Source organism: Lactobacillus sp. ESL0259 (assembly GCF_003693045.1).
Classification (GTDB): domain Bacteria; phylum Bacillota; class Bacilli; order Lactobacillales; family Lactobacillaceae; genus Lactobacillus; species Lactobacillus melliventris.
Map to the genome: position 1 here is coordinate 193165 of NZ_REHP01000003.1, position 8646 is coordinate 201810.

An 8646-nucleotide genomic window follows, 5' to 3' on the forward strand; every position below is an offset into this window, starting at 1 on the left:
TAAAGCAATAACCACTTCTTTAACTCAACGTAGAACAATTCACTTTAACAGGAAAAGTAATTTTGCAACTTATTTTATGAATTACGCGTACACATTGAGGTCTTATAGTGGAATTAATTAAAATAGATTATTTACAAATTGGCGTGGCAGGTACTAAACTGCTGACGGTCTCAAATTTGAGCATCAATTCTGGGCAAAAAATTGGTTTGATTGGCAATAATGGTGTTGGTAAAACCACTTTAATACGAATACTTGCTCAAGAAAAATTAACAGATATATTTACCATTAAAGGTGGAATTACTAGAAACTGTAATTTTGCTTATGTCCCGCAATTACTTGATGCTGGTGATAAGAGTGGTGGTCAAAGAGAAAAGTTAGCTCTCAGAGAAGCAATTGCTAAATTAAAAAATATGCCTAATGGCTTGCTGCTTTTAGATGAACCTACTTCTAATTTGGATATTGAAGAGCAACAATGGCTAATAAAGTTATTAAGTAAAAGCAAAATTGCCTGCTTAATTATCAGCCATGACCAGAACTTTTTAAATAGCGTCTGTGATTCAGTTTGGTATATTCAAAATAAAGAAGTCAATACATTTTCAGGGACTTATGAGGAGTTTCGCCGTTTTCGGCAAAATGAGCAAAAACGAGCTGAAACTAGCTATGAGCAAAAGAAAAAGCATATTGAGCAACTTACGAAAAGTTATAATCAGCATGTTAATAAGGCTAGGACTTTTTCTCATAATAAAAAGGGACTTTCTTCATCTGATTGGCGCTCAAAGTCGCTGGGCAAGCAAAAAACTGCAAATAATGTTATCAGAGCCAGTAAAAGTCTCACTAACCGCATCAATAAGGAAAAAGGAGAACTAAAAAAACCGCAAGTTCATCATGCAATTACCCTGAAAAATGGCAATAATGAGATAACTGACCTATCTATTTCTCCCAAAAGCAAAGCTTTACGAATAGAGCAGCAACCGGTTAATGCTTATGGACGAATGCTCTTTTCCATTGAGCAACAAGTTAATCTCAATTATAGGGCGAAAGTTGTTTTAACTGGACAAAATGGGGTCGGTAAATCTGTTTTTCTGGAAAAAATCAAGAACAAACAACTGGCTGGTTTTTATAATCCTAAAATTAAAATAGGGTATTTTAACCAAAACATTATGACAAGCCAAACTGATGAAAGTTTATTTGCTTCTCTTTTTGCTACCAGTATGTTTGATCATAGTTCAACTATGCAAGTTTTAGGCGATTTGCATTTACGTCAGTATGGCGAGCACAAAATAAGTGATCTTAGTGGCGGTCAGCTCATCTGTTTCAACCTAGCTAAAATAATTACTGGACAATATAATTTATTGCTGCTCGATGAACCGACTAATTTTTTAGATATTTTATCGATTAATGCACTGGCGAAATTTGTTGTTGCCTATCCATTTGCTATGATACTGGTATCACATGATCAGGCATTTATTAAACAACTCAAAGTTAAAAAATGGCAAATCAAAAACGGACGTTTAATAACTTCCGCAGCACAGAAAAAGAAGCGCGCAAGTAGCAATAATAATGAATTAGAATTGCTCAAATTTAAATTGGATCGATTAATGCTTGATTCGCAGGCTTCAATTGCTCAGATAAAGCAGGTTAAAGAGCAGATTCAAAAATTACAGTAAAAAAATATTGTATTAAAATAACGATAAAGACCTTTTCCTTATCGCTATTTTTGTTTTATGATTAACTTATTATAATTATTGAATAAAGGAAGTTTCTTATGACTACTTGTCCGAACTGTGGTCGTCCCATTACTGATGCGGATGTTACCTGTCCTAATTGCCACTTTGATTTACAAAAATATCGTGAAACTTTTTTCACAGACCAGCACGAAGAAGCTCATTTTGAAGACGAAAAAACCGCTAAAAAAATTGCCAGTCGTAAAGTCTACCGGCAAGAATTTTATCCGGAAAAACAAAATTCAGTTATTGAGCGCATGCTGCAATGGATTCATGTTAACAGCATGATTGTTTTTCTGCTGGGAATTGCACTTTTAATTATCATGAGTTTTTCCCGTAGTTTTGGCTGGATTTGCTTTTTTGCGTTGCTCGTTTGGCTCTACTTTGTTTGTAGTCGCGCAGAAAAGATTGAGCGCTATACTGTGGATCTGCGGCTAACACAAAAAGTAAATCAACTTGGGTCTAATATGTTTAATAATGTGGCTGAGTCTAAAGAAAAAGTTAAAGCCAAAAGCAGATTGGCCCAGAAGGGTAATAGATATAAGGAGAACATTCAGGTAAACAAGCATTTTACCTTTGTCCAGCTTTTAGTCGTTTTACTAGCAGTTATCAACTTGATAGTTTTATTTACCGGATCTGGTGCATCTGTCTTAGATATGACTTACGGTCAAAAAATGTCAATTACACGAGTCACTTTCGGGCTTGCCGGCAGGCTTTTTTCTTCAAATGCCACATTGCTTTCTGGAGTTGTGCTTTGTGTAATTTGGCTAGTCATGGTTTTGATTCCGCTATTTATTATTTACAATACTATGAGGGATACTAAAAAGAACAGGACAATTGCATTTATCCTTTCGCTAATTGAAACTATTTTTCTAATTTACCTTATTTATAGAATGTCTAATAGTACACTGTCAAACCGGGGAATTTTACATAGCATCACCAGTCAACTACTCTTATATGCGGTATCAGTTGGTGCGTCAACCTATTTCTTGATTTTGGCCAGCGTAATGACCACGGGACTAACGGGCTACAATCTGTTACGTCACCGTTAAAAAATGACAACAAAAAAGCTGATGAATTAACGTCTAATATAAACGCTACTCATCAGCTTTTTTAATTTATGCTCTTATACTAATTATTTGGTCGGCATAGAAATTACTAAATGCTGGTTGACGAAAGCCATCAAACCTAGGTCACTAAGTTCACGACCATAGCCTGATTTCTTGACACCACCGAATGGTAACTCAGCGGAACTGATCCATGTGCCATTAATTACTGTCATACCAGTTTCAATTTGTGCAGCTACATTTTGTGCACGTTTAATGTCGGAACTGATAACAGAAGAACCTAGACCGTAACTGGAATCGTTAGCTAAAGCAATAGCAGCATCTTCATCTTCTACTTCGTAAACGATAGCAACTGGGCCAAAGAACTCTTGGTCAAATGCAGGATTGTCACGATCAACATTGGTTAGAATAGTTGGACGGAAGAAGGCACCAGCTGAATCAATTTCAGGATATTGGTAGAACACTTTTGCTCCTGCTGCAATAGCACCATCTACTTGTTTAGTCAGTTTTTCCTTAGCAGCTTGTGAATTCATTGGTGGTAAGGTAGTGGCTGGATCAAGCGGATCGCCTGCTTTTAAGTCAGAAAAGACCTGCTTTAATTCCTGCAAAGTTTCTTCATAACGCGACTTAACAACAATAATCCGTTTGGAAGAAGTGCATACCTGTCCGTCGTTATAGGTTCTGGCTGAACTAAGAGCCTGCTTCAAAACTTCAGGATCAGCGTCATCAAGAATGATGAAGGCATCATTACCTCCAAGTTCCATAGTCGATTTCTTCAGATTTTTACCCGCATTTTCTGCAACAGAAGAACCACCACGTTCTGAACCGGTTAGAGCTACTCCTTGAATTCTTGGATCTGCAATCATTTGATCAAGTTGATCATAACTTGGATACATATTAATTAGACTGCCTTCGGGTGCCCCAGCCTGTTTAATAATTTTAGCAATCAAAGCTGCAGAACCGGGAACATTGTGAGCGTGCTTCAGAATAATAGGATTACCAACGATAAAGTTAGGTGCAAATACTCTGATTACTTGATAAAGTGGGAAATTCCAAGGCTCACATGCCATTACAACGCCAGTAGCCTGCTTTAGGTAATATGCATCACCTAATTGAGAATCAATTGGTTCAGGTTTTAGCAATTCGGGACCCTTATCAGCAAAGTAATCACAAATAGAGGCGCAAAGATCAACTTCACCTTCAGATTCGCCAATCATTTTACCCATTTCACGGGTCATGATTTCAGCCATTTCTTTTTTATGCTCGCGCAAACCGTCAGCAATTTTGTGCAATGTTGCTGTTCGAGTTTCAGGTCCTTCATGACGCCATTTTTGGTAAAGTGCGTTAGTTAAATTTAGTGCATCTTCTATTTGTTCAGCTGTCGGGTTGTCGTAGCTAGCAAAATTTTCATTAGTGTAAGGATTAATAGATTGATATTTAGCCATAATGTTATCTCCTTAAAAATATTTGTAGGATAAGCTTATCAAAAATATAAAACGTTTTCATCAATTATTATAGCACATACAGAATATTTTACTAATAATTAGTAAGTAAATAATAAAAATTATTTTATTGCTTGCAAAAGATAATTTAATGAATATTCTAAATATTGATTAGCATAAGACATCGCATGTTTGGTGCCAGATATTATTTTTAAGTCAACCGCGTGATTATTTTGTGCTAAATAGTTAACAAAATCGAGTAAATATGGAATAGGCGATAGCTCATCCGCAGAATTAATCATTAATAACTGGTGTAAATTAGTGTAATCATAAGATTTAGCATCCATCTTTTTTAATGTTTCTTCATTTTCCGAGCCGGCATAAGCCAACGTAAAATATTTATAAAAAGCATTGTTGATATCGTGTAAATCAGATAAGCCCAGTTCTTTGCGACCATCAATTGTAGGGGTGACATCCTGATGGTCTTTCATCCAGGCTGAATAACTAACAGGAGCCGACCAAGTAACAGTAGGGAAGCCATATTTACCTGCAATATTAAGTGCCATTGTGCCGCCACTGCTGGCGCCAATTTGGGTAATGTGGGGCTTTTTATTATTTACAAAGTCAGTTTTTAACAGCCATTCAACAAAGTTAATGCTGTCTTGGTGCGCAAGCGGAAAAAGATGTTGCGGTGCAAGGGAATAATTAGGTGCAAAAACTATAAAGCCTTGGTCAGCCATTTTACTGCATAATTCGTTGAAGCTGCTTTTGTCTCCCCGAAACCAGCCTCCTCCATGCCAAAACAACAAGATATCATTCGAATTATTGTTATCTGGTTGGTAAATATCTGTTTGCAATTTTCTTTGTTTATCATAAGTAACGTCAGTGCTAATTTGGGTCATTAAGTTTTCCTCCAAAAATTATATTATTAATACCTATTATACTTTAACTGAAAGCTGTACTTGCTTTAAAACCAGCTTCCTTTTATTTTTAGAAGCGAAATATTTAAATTATTTAAATATTAGTATTTAATGAATTAAAAAGTAATCACACTGCATATTTTTTGGTAAAATGAGGCTTAACATTGGAGGTAAGTTATGCATTTGTCTGCTAAAGCTAGTCGAAGATTAATCAATATTCTGACCGTTGTCAGTGGGATTATCATTATTCTTTTGTGTATTTATTGGTACAAAATAGGAATATTTACTAGTCAAGCTAAAATGAAAGCATATTTGGCTAATAAGAGAATAATTGGACCCATTATTTTTGTTTTGATTCAAATAATTCAGGTTGTTATTCCTATTATTCCTGGCGGGGTCTCACTTCTGGGTGGAGTTATCTTCTTTGGACCAGTAGCCGGATTTATTTATAACTATGTCGGAATCTGCGTTGGCTCGATCATTAACTTCTTTTTAGCGCGTTTTTATGGTAGACCGTTTATTCTCCATATCGTTTCTGAAAAAACTCTTGATAAATATATGAAGTGGACCAAAAACCAGCGTAAGTTTAACTGGTTTTTTGCGATCTGTATTGTTGCACCAATGGCACCAGATGATGTTCTTTGTCTTTTAGCTGGTTTAACCGATATGAAGTTCTGGACTTATTTTTGGATAATTATCTTAGGTAAGCCTTGGACTATTCTTGCTTATAGCTTCGCACTTGATTTCGGCATGGACTGGTTGCTCAAACTGGTTGGTCACTAATGGTCAGTCGAATTTATTTACGGCCATTTAATCTAGCCGATGCACCAACTTTACTTAAATGGGGCCAAGATGAATATTATCAGCGTTTAGCCGGCTTTGGTCATTATCAAAATATAGCAGAAGCTGAAGTTGCTGCAGGACAGTATGCTGCTAGAAAATATAGTTATGGCATTTGTTTGAGTAATTCGCAGCAGTTAATTGGCTTAGTTGAACTATATAATAGGGGAACTAACGAAGAAGAACTGCTGCATACTAAAGAAGTTGGTTTCTTGCTTGATAAAGATTTTTCCGGTCACGGGTATATGATGGAATCTTTAAAAATACTTTTTGACTATGCCTTCAAAAAGCTTGATCAGTCGGAAATTTGGGCTGGGACTTATCAAAATAATACCCGTTCACAAAATTTACTTGCTCGTTTAGGCTTTAAGCTGATTTATTCGGTTGATATGAGTAAAGTAAGTAGTCTTTTTGAATATCAAGAGGATTTTTTCTTGTTGAAAAAATCAGGTTGGCTTGATCTTGAGCAAAAACTTAAATTTTGAAAGAAACCTTTTTACTAAAAATTGTAAAAAACATTAAAACTTATTTGCTAAAAAATGCATAATAGCTTAAAATAATATCCAAACACGGAATCCTAAGACTGATTAAGAGAGTTCGCATAGTGGTGTAAGCGAATAGAAGTCGTTTCCAGATTCCATTTATGTGGGTAATTAATAGTTACACGGCACGCGGCATCGTTATCGCCGACTTAATGAAGTGCAGCTAAATTTAGCTGAAACTGGGTGGTACCGCGAAGCCATGTATAAGCCAATTCGTCCCAATTTGGTGGGATGAGTTGGCTTTTTTTGTGGAGGTAAAAAGATGCTGGATATTAAGGTGATTCGCGAGAATCTTGATTGGGCCAAGGATAAACTTGGTAGACGTGGCGTTAAGCCGGAAGAATTGGATGAATTAGTCAAAATTGACGCTGATCGGCGTGAAGAACTGAACCGCAGCGAGCAGTTAAAAGCAGAGCGTAATACAGTTTCAAAAGAAATTGCTGCAATAAAAAGGAATAAAGAAGATGCTTCTGCTGCAGTTCAAAAAATGCGTGAAGTTGGACAGGAAATTAGGGAACTTGATGATAAGGTTGCCAAATTAACTGAAAAACAAAATTATATTTTGTTGCGGCTGCCTAACTTTCCCGATGATTCTGACCCAATCGGACCCGACGAAAGTTATAATGAAGAAGTTCGTAAATGGCATGAGCCAACTAAACTAGCTTTCAAACCTAAAGCACACTGGGATATTGGTACAGATTTAGATATCTTGGACTGGGACAGAGGTGCCAAAGTTTCAGGTGCGCGTTTTGTCTATTATAAAGGTGCTGGTGCCTTGCTTGAACGAGCTGTTTTTAACTTTTTCCTTGATGAAAACACCAAGGAAGGATATACCGAAATAATTCCGCCATATCTAGTTAATGATGAGTCAATGCAAGGTACAGGACAATTCCCTAAGTTCCGCGAAGATGTTTATACCATCGTTGACAATGATAATCCGGACAAGCCCAGGGATTTAACTTTGATTCCAACTGCAGAAGTACCGCTTGTTAACTATTTCCGTGATGAAATTATTCATGGTGATAAGCTGCCGATCAATGTTACTGCATTATCTCCAGCATTTAGAAGTGAAGCTGGTTCAGCTGGACGTGATACTCGTGGCTTAATTAGAATGCACGAGTTTAGAAAAGTCGAAATGGTTAAGATTTGTAAGCAGGAAGATTCATGGGATGAATTAGAAAAACTGACTCATAACGCTGAACATTTACTGCAAAAACTAGATTTGCCATACCATGTAGTTGCTTTATCCACTGGGGATGCCAGTTTTACTAGTGCCAAGACTTATGATCTGGAAGTTTGGATGCCGGCTCAAGATAAATATCGTGAAATTTCTAGTTGTTCGAACTGTACTGACTTCCAGGCTCGTCGTGCACAAATTCGTTACCGTGACGAAGATGGTAAACTGCATTTAGCACATACTCTTAACGGCTCAGGTTTGGCTGTCGGCAGAACTGTTGCCGCAATTTTAGAAAACTATCAAAATGAAGATGGCACAGTCACTGTACCAAAAGTTTTGGTTCCTTATATGAACGGAATGACAAAAATTACTAAAGAAGAAACTCTAATTTAGAGAAACAATTATTTTTTGCGTGAGTTTAATAAACTTGCGCTTTTTTTGTAAAAAATTTTGCTGCAATACTTGTAAAAAATGATGAAATTACGAATAATTAGCAAATTGGTCTAGTCATAAAAGCGAAAAATTGCAGTATCAGCTATTAGACAAAACTAATTTGGTTACGAATTTACTTAAATAACGAACAAAATGATTGATTTGACGAATTAAGAGAAAAAGAGTAAGGTATTACTTGTGTTTGAGCGAGTTACGACAAATAACAAGTTCAAAACAAAATCAAGCAAAAGCAGTTGACAAAAGACAATTGTTTTAGTAAGATAATAAACGCTGTCCGGTAAGACGGCAAAACGAGTCAGAAAAAAGCGCTTGACAAAAACGCTTGAATCTGGCAAAATAAAAAAGTTGCTTTAAAGCAGCAGGTAGTACCTTGAAAACTGAACAATGTTTTCGCAAAAATGTGCGGGTTTAAAGAACCCAAAACAAAAGAGCGAAGTCAATTTCGCAAGCAAATAAATCCGAGATGCGAATCTTGGAACGA

General features: G+C 36.3%; 7 protein-coding genes. 5 read left to right on the forward strand and 2 right to left on the reverse strand.

What is annotated here, in order from left to right:
• The first annotated feature begins 107 nt into the window (after positions 1–107).
• Positions 108–1667 carry an ATP-binding cassette domain-containing protein gene (locus F5ESL0259_RS01625; RefSeq protein WP_122037274.1) on the forward strand — a complete coding sequence of 520 codons (1560 nt, stop codon included), beginning with the start codon at positions 108–110 and terminating at the stop codon, positions 1665–1667.
• 98 nt (positions 1668–1765) lie between these two features.
• A complete protein-coding gene (locus F5ESL0259_RS01630) occupies positions 1766–2776 on the forward strand; it encodes a zinc ribbon domain-containing protein (protein WP_122037275.1) in 1011 nt (336 codons plus the stop codon).
• 83 nt (positions 2777–2859) lie between these two features.
• On the opposite strand, the gene F5ESL0259_RS01635 is transcribed toward F5ESL0259_RS01630, so the two are convergent.
• Together F5ESL0259_RS01635 and F5ESL0259_RS01640 are read right to left on the reverse strand one after the other, a co-directional pair.
• The gene (locus F5ESL0259_RS01635; RefSeq protein ID WP_122037276.1) at positions 2860–4236 is read right to left on the reverse strand and encodes an NAD-dependent succinate-semialdehyde dehydrogenase; all 1377 of its coding nucleotides are present in this window, start codon (positions 4234–4236) and stop codon (positions 2860–2862) included.
• A 119-nt stretch (positions 4237–4355) separates the two neighbouring features.
• Positions 4356–5135, reverse strand: a complete 780-nt coding sequence (locus F5ESL0259_RS01640) for an alpha/beta hydrolase (protein ID WP_122037277.1) — start codon at positions 5133–5135, stop codon at positions 4356–4358.
• Positions 5136–5330: 195 nt separating this feature from the next.
• On the opposite strand from F5ESL0259_RS01640, the gene F5ESL0259_RS01645 reads away from it, so the two are divergent.
• The 3 genes from F5ESL0259_RS01645 (at position 5331) to serS (ending at position 8105) form a co-directional block, all read left to right on the forward strand.
• Entirely contained in the window at positions 5331–5936 is a 606-nt protein-coding gene (locus tag F5ESL0259_RS01645) for a TVP38/TMEM64 family protein (protein ID WP_110445626.1), read from the forward strand.
• On the forward strand, positions 5936–6478 hold the full coding sequence (locus F5ESL0259_RS01650; RefSeq protein ID WP_122037278.1) for a GNAT family N-acetyltransferase: 543 nt from the start codon (positions 5936–5938) through the stop codon (positions 6476–6478). Before F5ESL0259_RS01645 ends, F5ESL0259_RS01650 begins: the two co-directional genes overlap by 1 nt.
• Positions 6479–6797: 319 nt before the next feature.
• On the forward strand, positions 6798–8105 hold the full coding sequence (gene serS, locus F5ESL0259_RS01655; RefSeq protein ID WP_122037279.1) for a serine--tRNA ligase: 1308 nt from the start codon (positions 6798–6800) through the stop codon (positions 8103–8105).
• Positions 8106–8646: the final 541 nt, after the last annotated feature.

Excerpts from the sequence above, each read along its gene's own strand:
- F5ESL0259_RS01650 (WP_122037278.1), top strand. The coding sequence starts at position 5,936 with ATGGTCAGTCGAATTTATTTACGGCCATTTAATCTAGCCGATGCACCA.
- F5ESL0259_RS01635 (WP_122037276.1), bottom strand. The coding sequence starts at position 4,236 with ATGGCTAAATATCAATCTATTAATCCTTACACTAATGAAAATTTTGCT.
- serS (WP_122037279.1), top strand. The coding sequence starts at position 6,798 with ATGCTGGATATTAAGGTGATTCGCGAGAATCTTGATTGGGCCAAGGAT.
- F5ESL0259_RS01645 (WP_110445626.1), top strand. The coding sequence starts at position 5,331 with ATGCATTTGTCTGCTAAAGCTAGTCGAAGATTAATCAATATTCTGACC.
- F5ESL0259_RS01630 (WP_122037275.1), top strand. The coding sequence starts at position 1,766 with ATGACTACTTGTCCGAACTGTGGTCGTCCCATTACTGATGCGGATGTT.
- F5ESL0259_RS01640 (WP_122037277.1), bottom strand. The coding sequence starts at position 5,135 with ATGACCCAAATTAGCACTGACGTTACTTATGATAAACAAAGAAAATTG.